This window comes from Soonwooa sp. (assembly GCF_030151385.1).
Lineage (GTDB): Bacteria > Bacteroidota > Bacteroidia > Flavobacteriales > Weeksellaceae > Soonwooa.
This window is the reverse complement of sequence record NZ_JASLDS010000058.1, coordinates 1-16,961: the sequence shown is the minus strand read 5'-3', so window position 1 is coordinate 16,961 and position 16,961 is coordinate 1. Positions and strand designations below refer to the sequence as shown.

Genomic DNA, 16,961 nt, shown 5'->3' with positions numbered 1-16,961 from the left:
AGTTTAATAGTATTCGAAAGTAATTTTTCCTCCTTGATCATTTGACCCACTAATAGGATAACCGTCTCCTCCATATTTGTAAACGCTATTAATTCCGATTGTTTGCCCCATCGCATTTACCTTCAAATATTTATTTACCGATTTAGACATTACAACCATCGGAGCAGATCCTAACATATAATTAATTGAGAAAGCCTTAAACGCATCTGGAAAAGCCGCGTAAGGATTCTTTCTACTGTCATCATATCCAGATAATTCAGAATTTACAATTATCGGTGCAGTGCCAAACATGCTTGTACTAATATCAAAAGTACTAACATTATCACCAGAATATCCGATGTTTGTATCAACACGTCCGATCTCCATTGCTGAAGTATTATATACGGTTGATACTTTAGATACTTTGGAACCAGAGTAATTATAATTAGTTGTTACTGTATGAATTTCTGTTCCGCTAGAAGTTGCGGTACCATTTGCACTAAGAAGTTGCTTCCCTCCAGAAACATACAACAAATTAAAAACTGTAGTAAGAGGTTCTGCATCCTTAATCTCATCAACAGTCACTTTATCTAATACACCATCAGTATAAGATAAGGTATATGTCGCTTCATCACCATCTGTTGACTTTGCAACAACCGTAGCTAGATCATCTTTATCATAAGTATAGGTAGTTGTCATGGTTATGCCCTCAGAATCCGTTTCAACGATTTTCTTAATTTTTTTAGCATCTTTAATTATAACACCACCATAATCCATCCCTATTAACGGATCGCCATTTCTGTCTGTTGTCGAATCACAAGCCGATAACAAGCCTGCGACACCAACTATAAATAAAGTTTTGAAACCTAATTTCATCTTTCTAATTTTTACAAAAATACTATATTTCTATTAATCTCAACTAGCCAATATCTTCTGCAATAAAATATTAACGGCATCCACATCATTAATATTGTCAATACGCATCATTAACTGGCTTCCTTCCTTACCAGCTTTTTCCTTAAGTTGAGCTTCTGCCGGATTAAGTTGCAGATACGAAATAACTTTTTTAAACTTATCCGTTTGATAAAACTTATCTTGAGGATTGCTTGGGAAATAACCTAAGAATACACGATTTTTCATAACAATCTTATCAAAACCAATATCTGCAGCCAACCATTTTAGGCTAACACTTTTTAATAAATTAATCGCTTCTTTTGGTAATGCACCAAATCTATCAACCAGCTCGTGCTCGAATTTCACCAAATCTTTTTCGTTGTCGATGTCCGCCAATTTTTGATACAGCAAAAGTCGCTCTTCGGTACTCGATACGTAATCGTCTGGCAACATCAAATCCAAATCGGTTTCAATATTAACTTCTTTAGTAGATTTAATTAGTTTTTGACGTTCTTCTTCATTGTCAAACAATTTCTCAAACTCTTCATCATCTTTTAATTCCTCCAAAGCTTCTTGCATAATTTTCTGATAAGCCTCAAAACCCATTTCGTTGATGAAACCGCTTTGCTCTCCGCCTAACAAATCTCCAGCACCACGAATTTCCAAATCCTTCATCGCAATCTGGAATCCACTTCCCAAATCCGAAAACTGCTCAATAGCTTCAAGACGTTTTCTAGCATCAGAAGTCATCATATCCATCGGCGGCGTTAATAAATAACAAAAGGCTTTTCGGTTACTACGACCAACACGGCCACGCATTTGGTGCAAATCCGCCATCCCAAAGCGGTGTGCATCATTAATGAAAATCGTATTCGCATTCGGAACGTCTACTCCACTTTCCACGATGGTTGTCGATACCAAAACATCATATTTACCTTCCATAAAGTCGAGGACATTTTCTTCAAGTTTTTTGCCATCCATTTGTCCATGACCAGTAATCACACGAGCGTCTGGAACCAATCTTTGGATAAGTCCCGCAATATCTTTAAGGTTTTCAATTCTATTATTAATGAAATATACTTGTCCATCACGTTGCAGCTCGTAAGAAACGGCATCACGAATTAACTCTTCATCAAAACCAATTAATTGCGTATCAACTGGTTGACGATTGGGCGGTGGTGTTTTAATAACAGACAAATCTCGAGCTGCCATCAACGAAAACTGCAAAGTCCTCGGAATGGGCGTCGCTGTCAAAGTCAAAGTATCGATATCGTTTTTAAGGGTTTTAAGTTTATCCTTTACAGAAACCCCGAACTTGTGCTCTTCATCAATAATTAAAAGTCCAAGATCTTTAAACTTAACATTTTTTCCAACCAATTGGTGCGTGCCAATAACAATGTCAACTTTACCCTCTTCAAGTCCTTGGATAGTTTCCGCCTTTTGTTTTGCAGTTCGGAACCTGTTGAGATACGACACGTTAACAGGAAAGTCTTTAAGTCTTTCTTTAAAGCTTCGATAATGCTGAAATGCCAAAATTGTTGTCGGTACCAAAATCGCAACTTGCTTCCCATCAGTTGCTGCCTTAAAGGCTGCACGGATTGCAACCTCCGTTTTTCCAAATCCAACATCTCCACAAATTAAGCGATCCATCACGGTTTCAGCTTCCATATCATGTTTCACATCAATCGTTGCCTTTTCTTGATCTGGTGTATCTTCGTATAAGAAACTTGCTTCCAATTCATTCTGCAAATAAGAATCTGGCGAAAAGGCAAAACCGCGCGCCATTTTCCGTTGCGCATAAAGTCTAATTAAATCAAAGGCAATCTGTTTAACTTTAGCCTTGGTTTTCTGTTTTAAGGACTTCCAAGCTGGAGAACCTAATTTGCTTAAAACAATCTCACGACCATCTGGACCATTGTATTTTGAAATTTTATGTAGTGAATGAATACTCACATAAAGTAAGTCGCCATTTTTATAACTTAGCTTAAAACACTCTTGTACTTTTCCATCATTAGTTATTTTTACCAAACCCATAAACTTTCCAATTCCATGGTCGATATGGGTAATATAATCACCAATTTTTAATGATGTTAAATCCTTGAGTGTCAGTTGTTCACTTTTAGCGAATGAATTCTTTGCTTTAAAGCGTTGGTAACGATCAAAAATCTGATGATCTGTGTAAACCGAAATTTTATTTTTGCTATCGACAAAACCTTCGTGAAGCTCTGATAGAAAACCTTTGTAAGGCACTTCTTTTTCCAGTTCTTCAAAAATAGATTCGAGTCTTTCTTTTTGTTTTTCTGTTGAAAAAGAAATCCAAGTGTCATAACCTTCTGCTTGTTTCTCCATTAAATCTTCAATCAGAAGTTCAAAATTTTTATGGAAAGATGGCTGCTGTGTTTGGAAAGCATCAACTTGATGAAATTTAAAATCATCCACTTTAAGTGTATCTAAAGTAAAATCCACCAAAGTCCTCGTTGACAAAGCTTTAGAAAAATCTTCTTGAGATACAAAAAGTTCTTTAGGCGTTTGATGTTTGATATCTTTATTGAGGCTTTCAAATTTTTCTTCCGCTTTTTCGTAAAAATTCTTAACCTGAATTAATGACATAAAAGCGTTCTTTGCCAAGACAAAACAATCTTTTGGCAACAAGTCAAACAACGAAACCTTACTTCCAGTAACGCTATAATTCATATTCGAAACCAACTGAAAATCTGTCACTTTATCCACAGAAAGTTGCGTTTCGATATCAAAAGTTTTAATACTTTCAACTTCGTTTCCAAAGAATGTAATTCTGAAAGGTTTTTCGTTGGCAAAAGAGAAAACATCGACAATACCACCACGAACAGAAAACTCACCCGGCTCGGACACAAAATCCGTTTGGTTGAATTGGTAATGATTTAATAACTCATCGACAAAGTCAAAATCCAATTGATCTCCAACTTTAATATGATGCGAAATCGCTTTGAAATCTTCCTTCTTCAAAACCTTCTCCGAAAGCGCTCCAGCATAAGCCACAATTATTTTAGCTTTTTTACTGGAATTCAATTTATTAAGAACCTCTGTTCGAAGTACAAGATTGGCATTTTGCGTTTTTTCTATTTGATAAGGATCAAGATGCGTTGCAGGAAAATACAGAACATTTTCCTTACCAACCAAGTCTTCAATTTCCGCGTTAGCATAAAGTGCTTCTTCTTTATCATTAAACACAAAAAGAATATTTCTCTTCTGAGTAACGAACAATTCCGCAGCAAAAATAGAAGCAGACGAACCTGCCGAACCTTTAACCGAAATATGTTGATGCTGCTCCAAAGCTTCGAAAATGGATCTACCAAATTCATTTTTTAAAAGGTCTGGAAGCAGATATTGTTGAATGGTTTTTAGTGACATAAAATATATAGTCTATAAATGACATAACGACGCCGAATATTTTCCGGAATCGTATTTAATATTGCAAAGATAAGAATTCTGATATTTTTAAGTCTTCAAAGCCTATATACAGTAAAAACTTAATATTATTCATTTTTGAACGAGCGATAGTAGCGACAAAACCACTAACAAAGCTTATTTCAATTAATAAATTCTTTTAATTTTTTTTTAATCTTTAATAATTTATAGTTAAAAATAAAACAATGATATTAGCAATTGAAATTTTGCTATACATTTACCAAAGAATTCACAACGTAATTAAAAATGAAAAGAATATTAGCAGCATTAGCATTAAGTTTAGGTTTAGGCTTAGCAAGCGCACAAAGCACTCAACCTTCGACAACTAAAACAACTCCTGTTAAACCTGTTGCAACAGTTAAAACAACAGAAGTTAAAGAAGTTAAATCTCCAGCAGGTAAAACTGTTGTGACAGATACTAAAACAACCTCTGTAAAGCTTAAAAAAGACGGTACACCTGATAAGCGTTATAAGCAAAATCAGCATCTTAAGAAAGATGGTACGCCAGATAAGCGTTACAAAGAAAACAAATAATTTTTCATAACTTTTATTTTTAGCGTGAACCTTGTTTCAGAATTTCTGAAGCGAGGTTTTTTTATTGCATAATTTTTGCTTTTACTTTTATAACCAAAATCCTAATATTATGACATTTGATTATCCAATGACAACGCTTAGCGAACTAATGACCCAACTTGCCCAAAATGGGATAAACAAGGAAGTTCGGATGAATGAAGATAAAGTGTTTGAGCTACAAGGCGCAGGAAAAATCTATAGCAATCCAACTGATTTACTAATTATTCGTGCTTACAGATTCGAAGGTGAAAGCAATCCGTCTGATAGCGCAGCCTTATACGTTATGAAAGATAAAGATGGAGAAATATCTTACCTGATTGAAGCTTACGGCGCAGAAAGCAATTACGACGGTCCTGAATTCGATGATTTTCTAAAAGCTATTCCATCGGATGACAATTCGCAGTTTAGACTGACAAAATAAAAATGGCGCTCAACAATTGGAGCGCCATTTTTTTATTTAATTTCAAGTTCGATGACATAACCTTCGTGCCCACGAACATTTATGAAGTAATCCCCTTCGAATTGTAGATATTGACCTTTGATGCCTTTAAGGACTCCAGTAAATTCTGGTTGCTTATCTAATGTAAAAACATTCACCTTTCCAGACGGCGTATAAGGATAATCTAATTTGACAGTTTCTTCGTCAGCACTAGCAAATTGTTTAAAATCATTTGGGAAAAACTCTGAAATTTTATCACGGAACTCTTTTAAATCCAGATCATCGGTTACCTCTGACATCAACATTTTTTTGTAGTTGGTTTTGTCTGCGATATGTTCTTTTAACGCAACCTCAATCATTCCCGCTTCATAACGGTTTTCGGTTCTCGCAATTGGCAAAGCAAAAGTAGCACCTTGGTCAATCCAACGTGTTGGCACTTGCGTCTCTCGCGTTACGCCCACTTTAACATCACCAGTATAGGAAAGATATACAACATGCGGCACCAATTGAATCGATTTTTCAACCTCCAAATCGCGTTCTGCAACACCAAGATGCGCTGTTGACAACTCTGGACGAATAATTGTATCGCTCGCGTACGGACTTTCGAAAAAGCATTTCTTACAAAAACCCATTCTGTAGATTTTCTCGTCACTGCCGCAATTCACACATTGGTAGCCAATATGCTTTATACGAAGTTCTTTACCAAAAATTTGATTCATCGAAATCAAATCATCATTTAGGTTAAGAAAATATTGAATTGGTTCTGCCAACTGAGAACTCATTTTAAGAATTTGTCCAGAAAATATCATTGCAAAAATTTAGACTATAAAATTAGTCTTTTCAGAATTTAGAAACAATACAATAATTAATCAAAATATTGGACTTGTTACAAAAGCTTTTTACCAAAAATCTCTTTATTTTATTACATTTGCGAAACAAGAAAACACAATTATGCAATATCTAGTTACAGGTGGCTCTGGCTTTATTGGCTCTCACCTTGTCGAACATCTTCTCAAAAATGGACATTCTGTCATTAACATCGATAATTTTGATGACTTTTACGATTACAAAATCAAGATTGAAAACACGCTAGATAGTATTGGACTTTCAGCCGCATTTGATTTTAACAATAAAGAAGAAGATATTGCAAAGCTTGAAAATTTAGCAAAAAGCGACAAGTATCAGCTTTACTATCAAGACATTCGCGACCTCGAGGGGTTAGAAAGAATCTTTGACAATCATAAAATTGATTTGGTCATTCACCTTGCAGCCTTAGCTGGTGTTAGACCATCGATTGAAAGACCTTTGGATTACGAGTCGGTTAATATCCGTGGCACCATGAATCTTTGGGAACTTTGCAAAAAACATAACATTAAAAAATTTGTTTGTGCTTCGTCGTCAAGCGTCTATGGCAACAATGAAAAAATTCCATTCTCGGAAACGGATAATGTTGACAGACCGATTTCGCCTTATGCAGCAACCAAGAAATGTGGTGAAATAATGGGACACGTTTATCATCATCTTTATAATATAGATATGATACAGTTGCGTTTCTTCACGGTTTATGGTCCGAAACAACGTCCAGATTTAGCAATTCATAAATTCACGAAATTAATTTCTGAAGAAAAAGAGCTTCCATTCTATGGTGATGGTAGCACAGCAAGAGATTACACTTATATCGACGACATTATTGATGGTATTTTAAAATCGATTAGCTATCTTGAAAACAATAACAATGTCTATGAAATCCTGAACCTTGGCGAAAGCGAAGTGATTAACCTCAACGAAATGCTATCCACCATCGAATCCGAAATGTCACAAAAAGCACATCTCAAAAAACTGCCAATGCAAGCAGGCGATGTGACAAAAACGAACGCCGACATCACAAAAGCTATGACAATAATTGACTATAAACCAACGACCAACTTCCAAAATGGCATAAAAAAATTTGTGGAATGGTTTTTGAGAAAAGCATAGCAAGTCTCGCAAAACTATGTTTAATACAATGTTTGCAAGCTTTTTATTAAATTTAAATTAAAGAAATTTTAAAAGTTTTTAAAAAATTCTTTGAAAACAGAGAATAAAATTTATATTATATAACCTATTTTTTTACTTTTGCAAAAAATTAAATTATGTACTGGACTTTAGAATTAGCTTCATATCTAAGCGACGCACCTTGGCCAATGACTAAGGCAGAACTTATCGACTATGCCATCAGAACTGGTGCGCCAATGGAAGTTGTAGAAAACTTACAAGCCATCGAAGACGAAGGAGAAGTCTACGAAAGCATCGAAGAAGTATGGTCTGACTACCCGTCTGACGAAGACTTCCTTTGGAACGAAGACGAATATTAATATTATAATAATGCCTTTGGACAACCTCCAAAGGCTTCACTGAATTATTAACGAAGAAGACATTCGGTTTTCTTCAAAAATTAAGGAGGATTCCTGACGAAAAAATCAATAGATAATGAGTTTTTTAAATAGTGTTCTTAAAAGTTTTTTGGGTGACAAAAACGCAAAGGACTTAAAAGAAGTAAAAAAAGTTGTTAACAAGATTAAGGCTGTAGAGCCTAACATCCAACAACTGACGGACGATGGACTGAGAGAGAAGACTGAAGAATTTAGATCAAAAATCAAAACTGCTACAGCTTCTATTACAGAGCAGATTAACACTGTACAAGAACAAATTAAAAATTCTAATGATGTTGACGAAAAGGAGTCACTATTCACTAAGATAGAAAGTCTTAAAAAAGATTCTTATCAAGTTGAAGAAAAAGTCCTTAATGAAGTTCTTCCAGAAGCTTTTGCTTTATTAAAAGAAACTTCTAGACGTCTTGCTCAAAATGGCTCTATCCGTGTGAAAGCATCGGATTGGGATAGAGAGTTGGCTGCAACAAGAGATTTCGTTGAGCTAGATGGCGACACTGCGGTTTGGAAAAACCAATGGGACGCTGCTGGTACGCCAATTACTTGGGATATGGTACACTATGATACACAGTTTATCGGTGGTATCGTATTGCACTCTGGTAAAATTGCGGAGATGGCAACTGGTGAAGGTAAAACTTTGGTAGGAACACTTCCTATTTACCTTAATGCACTTCCTGGTCGTGGTGTACACGTTGTAACGGTTAACGATTACCTTGCAAAACGTGACTCGGCTTGGATGGGTCCTTTATATATGTTCCATGGGATGAGCATCGATTGTATCGATAATCACCAACCGAACTCTGACGCAAGAAGAAAAGCTTACCAATCAAGTATTACATACGGAACTAACAACGAATTTGGTTTCGATTACTTGAGAGATAACATGGTGGCATCACCAACAGAATTGGTACAAGGCGAACTTAACTTTGCCATTGTCGATGAGGTTGACTCAGTATTAGTAGATGATGCAAGAACACCGCTGATTATTTCTGGTCCAGTTCCACAAGGAGACAGACAAGAATTCGATGTTTTAAAACCATCAATCGATCGTATCGTTGATATCCAAAAAAGAACCATCACAGGTATTTTTAACGAAGCAAAAAAATTAATTGCTAACGGAAATACTAAAGAAGGTGGTTTCAAACTATTACAAGCTTACAGAGGACTTCCAAAATCTCGTCCTTTAATTAAATTTTTATCAGAAAGCGGAAACCGTGCATTGCTTCAAAAAGTTGAAGCGCAATATATGCAAGACAACAACCGCGATATGCCTATCGTTGACAAAGATCTTTATTTTGTGATTGATGAAAAAAACAATCAGATTGATCTTACGGATAAAGGTGTAGAATATATGTCTGCTGGTAACGAAGATCCTAACTTCTTCGTATTACAAGACATCGGTACAGAAGTAGCAGAACTAGAAAAACAAGGTTTAACAAAAGAAGAAGAATTCGCTAAAAAAGATGAATTGTTCAGAGATTTCGCTGTTAAATCAGAACGTATCCATACCCTTAACCAATTGTTGAAAGCTTACACGCTTTTCGAAAAAGATGACGAATATGTTGTTATCGATGGTGAGGTAAAAATCGTGGATGAGCAAACAGGTCGTATTATGGATGGTCGTCGTTATTCTGACGGTCTTCACCAAGCGATTGAAGCAAAAGAAAATGTAAAAATCGAAGCGGCAACACAAACTTTCGCAACAATTACTTTACAAAACTACTTCCGTATGTACAACAAGCTGGCAGGTATGACAGGTACAGCAGAAACGGAAGCTGGCGAACTTTGGGAAATCTACAAATTGGATGTTGTTGTAATCCCAACTAACAGACCAATCCAAAGACATGACAGACACGATTTGGTGTACAAAACAAATCGCGAAAAATACAATGCTGTAATTGAAGAGATTGAAAGATTAACAGCTGCTGGAAGACCAGTTCTTGTAGGGACAACTTCGGTAGAAATTTCTCAATTGCTTTCTAGAGCATTACAATTAAGGAAAATTCCGCACCAAGTATTGAATGCGAAATTGCATAAAAAAGAAGCAGAAATCGTTGCTGGTGCTGGACAGCCAGGTGTTGTAACTATTGCAACCAACATGGCAGGTCGTGGTACCGATATTAAGTTACTTTCTGAAGTTAAAGATGCTGGAGGTTTAGCAATTATTGGTACAGAAAGACATGACTCTAGACGTGTTGACAGACAGTTGAGAGGTCGTGCAGGACGTCAAGGGGATCCAGGATCATCACAATTCTATGTTTCACTAGAAGATAACTTGATGCGTCTATTCGGTTCCGAAAGAATTGCGAAAATGATGGACAAAATGGGTCATAAGGAAGGTGAAGTTATTCAGCATTCTATGATTTCTAGATCTATCGAAAGAGCACAGAAAAAAGTTGAAGAGAACAACTTCGGTATTCGTAAAAAACTTCTAGAATACGATGACGTTATGAACAAGCAACGTGACGTAATCTACAAGAGAAGAAAGAACGCCTTATTTGGAGATCACTTGAAGTATGATATCGTTAACATGATTTATGATACTTCGGCTTCAATTGTTTCTTCTGCTAAAACTAACGGAAACTTCAAAGATTTCGAATTTGATTTAATTAAATATTTCACAATGGAATCACCAGTGACGGAGCAAGAGTTCAACAACTTGCAAGAAAAAGCATTGGTAGATAAAGTTTTCAAAAGTGCTCAAGAAGATTACAAAATGAAACTTGAACTTCTTAAAGAAAAGGCAAATCCAATTTTAGAAAATGTATTCCTTAACCAAGGTAGCATGTTCAAGATGATCCAAGTTCCTTTCAGCGATGGTACAAAAACAATGACAATTGTAACAGACCTTAAAGAAGCTTATGAGTCAAAAGGAGAAAGTCTAATCACAGATTTTGAAAAGAATATTTCTTTAGCAATCATCGATGAAAATTGGAAAACACACTTACGCGAAATGGATGACTTAAGAAGATCTTCGCAAGGTGCTGTATACGAGCAAAAAGATCCATTGGTAATCTACAAGCAAGAATCTTTCTTCTTGTTTAGCGAAATGGTTGACAAGATTAACAAAGAAGTTATTTCATTCTTATATAAAGGCGAAATCCCTGTACAATAAGAATTGTCAAAATATCACAAACCGAAGAGCGCAATCTCTTCGGTTTTTTTTGTTTTAAATAAAAATAATACAACCAATTTAAGACAAAGATTTTCACTAAATTTATCTTTCGATAAAATACAAGATGGCATTACTAGATTTATCCAACGAAGTCGCAATCGGCATCGATATCGGCGGCACAAATACAAAATTCGGACTCGTTAATCACCGTGGCGAAATCCACGAAAAAGGAAGCCTAAAAACAACCGATTACGAAAACATCGAAGACTTTGTCAAAGATCTTCATACCAATATCGAATCGCTATTACAAAATCATCCAGAACTTGATGTCCGCGGCATTGGTATTGGTGCGCCTAATGCCAATTATTACAATGGGACAATCGAGGATGCTCCTAATCTAGTTTGGAAAGGAATTATACCTTTTGCAAAGATGATTTCTGCCGAATTCAAAAAACCATGCAGTATTACCAATGATGCCAATGCTGCAGCATTAGGAGAAATGATGTATGGCGCAGCGCGAGGTATGCGGGATTTTATTATGATGACTTTAGGAACAGGCGTTGGTAGCGGTATTATTTCCAATGGACAATTGATCTATGGACATGACGGTTTTGCTGGCGAATTGGGCCATACCATTGTGAAACCTGGCGGTCGAAAACATTGGAGCACAGGATCTGAAGGTTCTCTAGAAGCTTATGCATCTGCGTCTGGCATTAGTATTACTGCAAAAAAAATGCGCGCCGAGTTTCCAAGTTCTATGTTAAACAACTTCCCTGAAGAAGAAATAAACTCCAAAACAGTCCATGAGTGTGCTAAAAAAGGCGATGAAGTTGCAATCGAAGTCTTTCGATACACTGGACAAATTTTAGGAGAAGCATTGGCCAATTTTGTAATGTTTTCTTCTCCAGAAGCGATATTACTTTTTGGTGGTGTTATAAAAGCTGGCGATTATATCCTAAAACCAACCAAACTTCACATGGAAAAAAATCTTTTACCTGTATTTCGTGACAAAGTAAAGTTAGTAACCAGCGAATTGGACGAAGCCGATGCTGCCATTTTGGGAGCAAGTGCATTGGTTTGGGAAAAGTAGTTTTTTTTTATCTTTTTTAAATCTTTTTTAAATGAAAAATCTTGCGTTACTTATATTGACTTTACTCGTATTTGTCGGTTGTAATGGACAAGATTCAAAATCGAAAACAATAAATATTAAACCTAAAAATAATCATAAAATGGAATTAGCAACAATTGGAGGAGGCTGTTTTTGGTGTGTCGAAAGCTGTTTCAATATGTTAAAAGGCGTCGAAAGTGTAACATCTGGATATTCGGGAGGTCACAAAGATAATCCGACTTACGAAGAAGTTTGTACAGGCGAAACAGGTCATGCAGAAGTTGTGCAGATTAAATTCGATCCAAGTATTATCTCTTTTTCAAAACTCTTGGAAGTATTTTGGTTTTTGCACAATCCGACAACGCTTAACAGACAAGGCAATGACATTGGTACTCAATACCGTTCTGTCATTTTTTATCATTCTGAACAACAAAAACAAGACGCTGAAGTTTCTCTTAAAAATTCGGAAGCAAAACAAGAATGGGAAGGAAAATATGTAACAGAAATAGTTCCTTTCGAAAAGTTTTGGGCTGCGGAAACTTATCATCAAGGTTATTACAATGCCAATCCAACACAACCATATTGTAGTGCGGTGGTTGGACCAAAAATCCAGAAGTTTAAAAAACATTTTGGCGAGCTTAATATGCTGAAATCCGAATAAAATACAAAAGCGCTCTAGAGATTCTAAAGCGCTTTTTATATGTTTTAAATTTAGTTAAAAACTATTTCCAAGTTTGGTTGTCTTTTTTAGCAGAACGTTTAACACCATTGTCGATGTTGTAAGCTAGACCAATTCCTAAAGTTTGTTTTAACTGCGTTTTCTTGATTTGATTGTGGTCGTACAATAGATCCAAAGTTACTTGTGTAGAAATATACTTATTGATTTTCATGTTAAGGATACCGCCATACGCCAATACCAAACGATCTGGATGATCTAGGTAGTTAGAAAATACAGATCCTGTATTCATCAAGGTGATGTTTTCCATAATCTGCAATTTGTATTGCGCTGTTCCCAAGAAACCGAATTGGAATAATGATGAATCGCCATCATGCTTTAGACCATAACTACCTGCATATTGTAAATCTTTATCACCTACAAAAGTCCATCTAGCATTTGCAGGACGCAACGTCATTGTAAAGTTGTCATTTGGTTTGTATGTGAAACCTGCACCAACATTAACATAGCCGGGCGCCATAAAATTAGAAATCTTCGCAGCATCAGGATTGTTACCATCAGCATAACCTGCAGCAAATTGTGTTAACAAACTAGCACCAGCAGAAGCGTACCAATGTCCCGCAATCTGTCTACCAAAATTGGTCGAAAGGTTGATAACATCTTGCGTTTTACGATTTCCCATCCCTTGTGTATTGTTCATACCGTAACCAAGAATCACAATGTTTTCCCAAAGGTCTTTGTCTTTTTCATAAGTCATATTGTAGTTAACACCTGCTAACCAACCAACGTTGTTAGCACCACCACCAACCCAATTGGAGAAAGCCGCTTGGTTAAGCATTAATGTGTTTTGACCAACAATTGACCACGCCTTTGTAGAGTCAGCAACTGCTACTTCTTTGTTGTCTTGCGCCTTTGCAAGAACTGTCAAGAATAATGAAGCAAATAAAAGTTTTTTCATGTTTGTAATTATTTAATAAAAGGATTAATTATTTTATTGTTTTTTTCTCTTTCAAGTTTGAAGCCAAAGTTGTATGTCAATCCAACACCAAGTGTTTGTTTGGTTTGTAAACCTGCAATTTGATCGTGATCGTAGACCATATCAAAAGTCACAAGTGTATTAATAAATCTATTGAACTTCAGATTAAGCACTGCAGAATATGCAATATCCACTCTTTCAAAATGTTGAAGATAATTAGAAAAGAGATTAAGCTTATTAAGAAGCGTCATATCTTTTATAATGTTGATACGATAGGTTGCGTTAACCATCGCACCAAGCTCTGCTCGCATACTTTGTCCATCTCGTTCAAGACCAAATCGTCCAGCTTGCTGAAGATCAGGGTCTAAGACAAAGGTAAACTTTCCGTTAATAGGTCGCATCACCAATTGAAAATTATCTGTTGGGTTATACGAAATACCTAGACCAAGATTAAGATATCCTGGCGCCATAAATTTGGAAACGCGGTCGCTATAGGTCGGATCGGGTGTCAAAGAATAATTATATCCAGCTCCAAACTGTGTCGCAAATTGAAATCCTGTTGATAGATAATAATTAGACCCTAAATCATATCCGTAATTGGATGAAATATTAATATAGTCTTCGGTTTTTCTTGTCGATTGTCCCGTTGACGACACAAAACCATAACCCAATTGTACATTATTTTCTAGAAAATGTTTACCTGACTTATAGTTAAAATTGTAGTTCACTTTTCCAATAACACCAATATTGTCATTTCCTCCAGCATACCAATTAGAAAATGAAGATTGATTAAATATCAAACTGTTTTGTCCGAAAATAAACCAACGTTGTGCTTCAACGGTATTCAACATAGCGTAAGGCGTTATTGGCATATCCTGAACAGACAATTGTGGCACTTTTTCAAAAATAACTGTGTCAGACTTTTTAGCTACTTTAATATTCGAAATCGAAGTCGCATCAATACTATCCAACTCCTTATTTGCAGCAGTCCAGTTGGCTTGTGCAATAGAGTCGATAATCTTTGTTAAGTCTGGTTTCTTTTGAGAAAATAACATTAAATTTAATCCTAAAAATACTAGTAATAGTAATTTCTTCATCCTAATAATCCATCTAATAACCTGCAAAATTAATACAAAATAAATAATTAGATTTTTTTTAATTAAAATATTTAACACAGCTTTTATTTTCTAAAAAATGGACAGAATTTCCTAATCCGTTCTTTGGCAACCAATTTGACTTAGCAAAAGCATGATAAAACAAAGTATCAACAGAAAAGCATTTGTCGTTCCGATCATAATCCTAGCATTGATGTGGATTGGATATGCGCTGCAAAACATTGGCTTTTTCAGCAATTGCTCAGGTGCCATTATTCCGTTGATGCCTGACGGACTTTTAGGAATTATTACCTCGCCATTTCTTCATGGCAGTCTCGATCATATTTTCGGAAATAGTGTTCCCATTGCAGTACTTTTATTTTTGTTGTATCAATTTTATCCAACAATTGCTGACAAAATTCTAGGCATTGGTTGGATTAGCACGGGGCTTCTTGTTTGGCTACTTCCTCCAGTTGATATTTTTACAGGACAATGGAATTATGCTTGTATCATCGGTGCGAGTGGTTTGGTCTATGTTTTAGCATTCTTTTTATTCTTCAGCGGAATCTTTAGATGGAATATGAAACTCCTAACCATTTCGTTATTGGTTGCATTATATTACGGAAGTTTGGTTTGGGGTATGCTACCTGAAGAATTATTTAGTAACTTACAGGAGCCAAGCAGAATATCTTGGCAGTCGCATCTCGCAGGAGGCTTGGTTGGCGTTATTCTCGCGTTTTTGTTTAGAAAATACGGTGAGAAAAAGAAAAAATTCATTTGGGAATTTCCGAATTATTACAGTGAAAAGGACGATAAAATGTGGCAAGAATACAAAGAAAATTTCCCTGACGACTTTCTTGAGCTACCACAAAAACCCAAAGATAATATTTGGGATCATCTGGACGAGATAAGACGAAGAGAATAGTATTAATTTCTTTTTCAAAATCCTAAGCTGATGAACAATGAGCATCTATACGCTGTAGCACTAAAAAGTTGCCATCAACTTGGGAATCTTAATTTTCGAAAACTTATCGACGAATTTGGTTCTGCCGAAAACGTATGGCAACTCCCAAAGTCTGAACTAAAACAAATTTTCGGGATTGGTGATAAACGTGTTGAGGAAATCGGATCGGAGAAACATCTCGACTTTGCCGCTTCGGAACTAAAGTTTTGTCAGAAAAACAAAATCCAGATTATCAGCATTAATGATAAAGCATATCCAACTTTACTGAAAGAGTGTCCAGATGCACCAGCATTATTGTTTGTAAAAGGACAATTACCAAAGAAAACCAGAAACATTAGTATCGTTGGGACTCGCAATATTACAAGTTATGGTAAGCAATTTATCGACGAATTTTTAACAGAGATAAAATCCAAGAATGCAGCAACAGTCAGCGGTTTGGCTTATGGTGTTGATGCACAAGTTCACGAAAAATCTTTACAATTAGAAATTCCGACGCTTGCCGTTTTGGCACATGGACTTCACATGATTTATCCGTCAAAACACCATCGATTATCACATCTAATCATCGAAAACGGTGGCGCCATTATTTCCGAATACACTTCTAAATCAAAACCCGACCGCGAACATTTCTTGCAACGCAACCGCATTATTGCAGGGCTTTCTCAACAATGCATTATTGTAGAATCGGCATTTGGTGGCGGATCTATGAATACCGCAAACTTTGCCAACGATTATAATCGTGATGTTTTTGCACTTCCAGGGAAACTCACTGACAAATACAGTCAAGGTTGTAATCTTCTTATTTCTCAAAACAAAGCGCAGATTATCCATTCTATATCAGATTTGGTGCAAGCTTGTTTTACAAATCAAATGGAAATCGGAAATCTTTTTGAACAATTCGAAATTCCCAGTATTGACAATCCAATACAACTCGAAATATACCATTTAATACAAGAGAAAATTAGTATTTCTTTTGACGAACTTTTAGACAAAACAGATAAAAATTCCCAAGAACTTCTCAATATTCTTTTGGAAATGGAACTTTTGGGATATATAAAATCGCATTCGGGTAAGAATTATTCTTGCTCCAATTATTAATCGATTGATAACTTGCTAAGAAAATTTTATTTTTAGTTCTAAATTTTCAAAAAGAAAAGCATTTTATGAAAACATTAAGAAAAATCTTTGTTTAAGCTAAAAAGCATTAAAAAAACTCAATAATTGTTTTGCTTTTTTGAAAATAAAATTAAATTTGTCACATAACATT

At 35.7% G+C, this 16,961-nt stretch carries 14 protein-coding genes; 9 read left to right on the top strand and 5 right to left on the bottom strand.

Translation table 11 applies throughout. The annotated features are described in order from the left end of the window. Nucleotides 1–3: 3 nt before the first annotated feature. Both Q1V95_RS11090 and mfd read right to left on the bottom strand, forming a co-directional pair. Entirely contained in the window at nt 4–855 is an 852-nt protein-coding gene (locus Q1V95_RS11090) for a hypothetical protein (protein WP_300673799.1), read from the bottom strand. 39 nt (nt 856–894) lie between these two features. Continuing rightward, on the bottom strand, nt 895–4,263 hold the full coding sequence (gene mfd / locus Q1V95_RS11085; RefSeq protein WP_300673797.1) for a transcription-repair coupling factor: 3,369 nt from the start codon (nt 4,261–4,263) through the stop codon (nt 895–897). A 303-nt stretch (nt 4,264–4,566) separates the two neighbouring features. Here mfd and Q1V95_RS11080 point away from each other — a divergent pair, with 303 nt between their 5' ends. Both Q1V95_RS11080 and Q1V95_RS11075 read left to right on the top strand, forming a co-directional pair. Further along, nucleotides 4,567–4,854, top strand: coding sequence for a hypothetical protein (locus tag Q1V95_RS11080; protein WP_300673794.1), 288 nt, complete (start codon nt 4,567–4,569; stop codon nt 4,852–4,854). A gap of 109 nt (nt 4,855–4,963) precedes the next feature. Next, a complete protein-coding gene (locus tag Q1V95_RS11075) occupies nt 4,964–5,314 on the top strand; it encodes a hypothetical protein (RefSeq protein ID WP_300673792.1) in 351 nt (116 codons plus the stop codon). 32 nt (nt 5,315–5,346) lie between these two features. On the opposite strand, the gene Q1V95_RS11070 is transcribed toward Q1V95_RS11075, so the two are convergent. Continuing rightward, complete coding sequence (locus Q1V95_RS11070; protein ID WP_300673790.1) at nt 5,347–6,141, bottom strand: DUF2797 domain-containing protein; 795 nt, start codon at nt 6,139–6,141, stop codon at nt 5,347–5,349. Nucleotides 6,142–6,283: 142 nt separating this feature from the next. Between Q1V95_RS11070 and Q1V95_RS11065 the strand changes: the two genes are divergently transcribed. The 5 genes from Q1V95_RS11065 to msrA all read left to right on the top strand — a co-directional run bounded on the left by Q1V95_RS11065 (nt 6,284) and on the right by msrA (nt 12,645). Then, the gene (locus Q1V95_RS11065) at nt 6,284–7,309 is read left to right on the top strand and encodes a GDP-mannose 4,6-dehydratase (RefSeq protein ID WP_300673787.1); all 1,026 of its coding nucleotides are present in this window, start codon (nt 6,284–6,286) and stop codon (nt 7,307–7,309) included. A gap of 155 nt (nt 7,310–7,464) precedes the next feature. After that, nucleotides 7,465–7,686, top strand: coding sequence for a DUF2795 domain-containing protein (locus tag Q1V95_RS11060; RefSeq protein WP_079666493.1), 222 nt, complete (start codon nt 7,465–7,467; stop codon nt 7,684–7,686). A 115-nt stretch (nt 7,687–7,801) separates the two neighbouring features. Then, complete coding sequence (gene secA / locus Q1V95_RS11055; RefSeq protein WP_300673784.1) at nt 7,802–10,876, top strand: preprotein translocase subunit SecA; 3,075 nt, start codon at nt 7,802–7,804, stop codon at nt 10,874–10,876. 124 nt (nt 10,877–11,000) lie between these two features. Continuing rightward, complete coding sequence (locus tag Q1V95_RS11050; RefSeq protein ID WP_300673781.1) at nt 11,001–11,966, top strand: ROK family protein; 966 nt, start codon at nt 11,001–11,003, stop codon at nt 11,964–11,966. A gap of 31 nt (nt 11,967–11,997) precedes the next feature. Next, on the top strand, nt 11,998–12,645 hold the full coding sequence (gene msrA, locus Q1V95_RS11045; protein ID WP_300673779.1) for a peptide-methionine (S)-S-oxide reductase MsrA: 648 nt from the start codon (nt 11,998–12,000) through the stop codon (nt 12,643–12,645). 61 nt (nt 12,646–12,706) lie between these two features. Here msrA and Q1V95_RS11040 read toward each other — a convergent pair whose 3' ends face one another. Next, a complete protein-coding gene (locus Q1V95_RS11040) occupies nt 12,707–13,618 on the bottom strand; it encodes a DUF3078 domain-containing protein (RefSeq protein WP_300673777.1) in 912 nt (303 codons plus the stop codon). Nucleotides 13,619–13,626: 8 nt separating this feature from the next. Then, on the bottom strand, nt 13,627–14,733 hold the full coding sequence (locus Q1V95_RS11035; RefSeq protein ID WP_300673775.1) for a DUF3078 domain-containing protein: 1,107 nt from the start codon (nt 14,731–14,733) through the stop codon (nt 13,627–13,629). A 151-nt stretch (nt 14,734–14,884) separates the two neighbouring features. On the opposite strand from Q1V95_RS11035, the gene Q1V95_RS11030 reads away from it, so the two are divergent. Next, nucleotides 14,885–15,655 (top strand): rhomboid family intramembrane serine protease, encoded by a 771-nt coding sequence (locus Q1V95_RS11030; protein ID WP_300673773.1) that lies wholly within the window; start codon nt 14,885–14,887, stop codon nt 15,653–15,655. Nucleotides 15,656–15,685: 30 nt separating this feature from the next. Then, nucleotides 15,686–16,792, top strand: coding sequence for a DNA-processing protein DprA (dprA, locus tag Q1V95_RS11025; protein ID WP_300673771.1), 1,107 nt, complete (start codon nt 15,686–15,688; stop codon nt 16,790–16,792). Nucleotides 16,793–16,961: the final 169 nt, after the last annotated feature.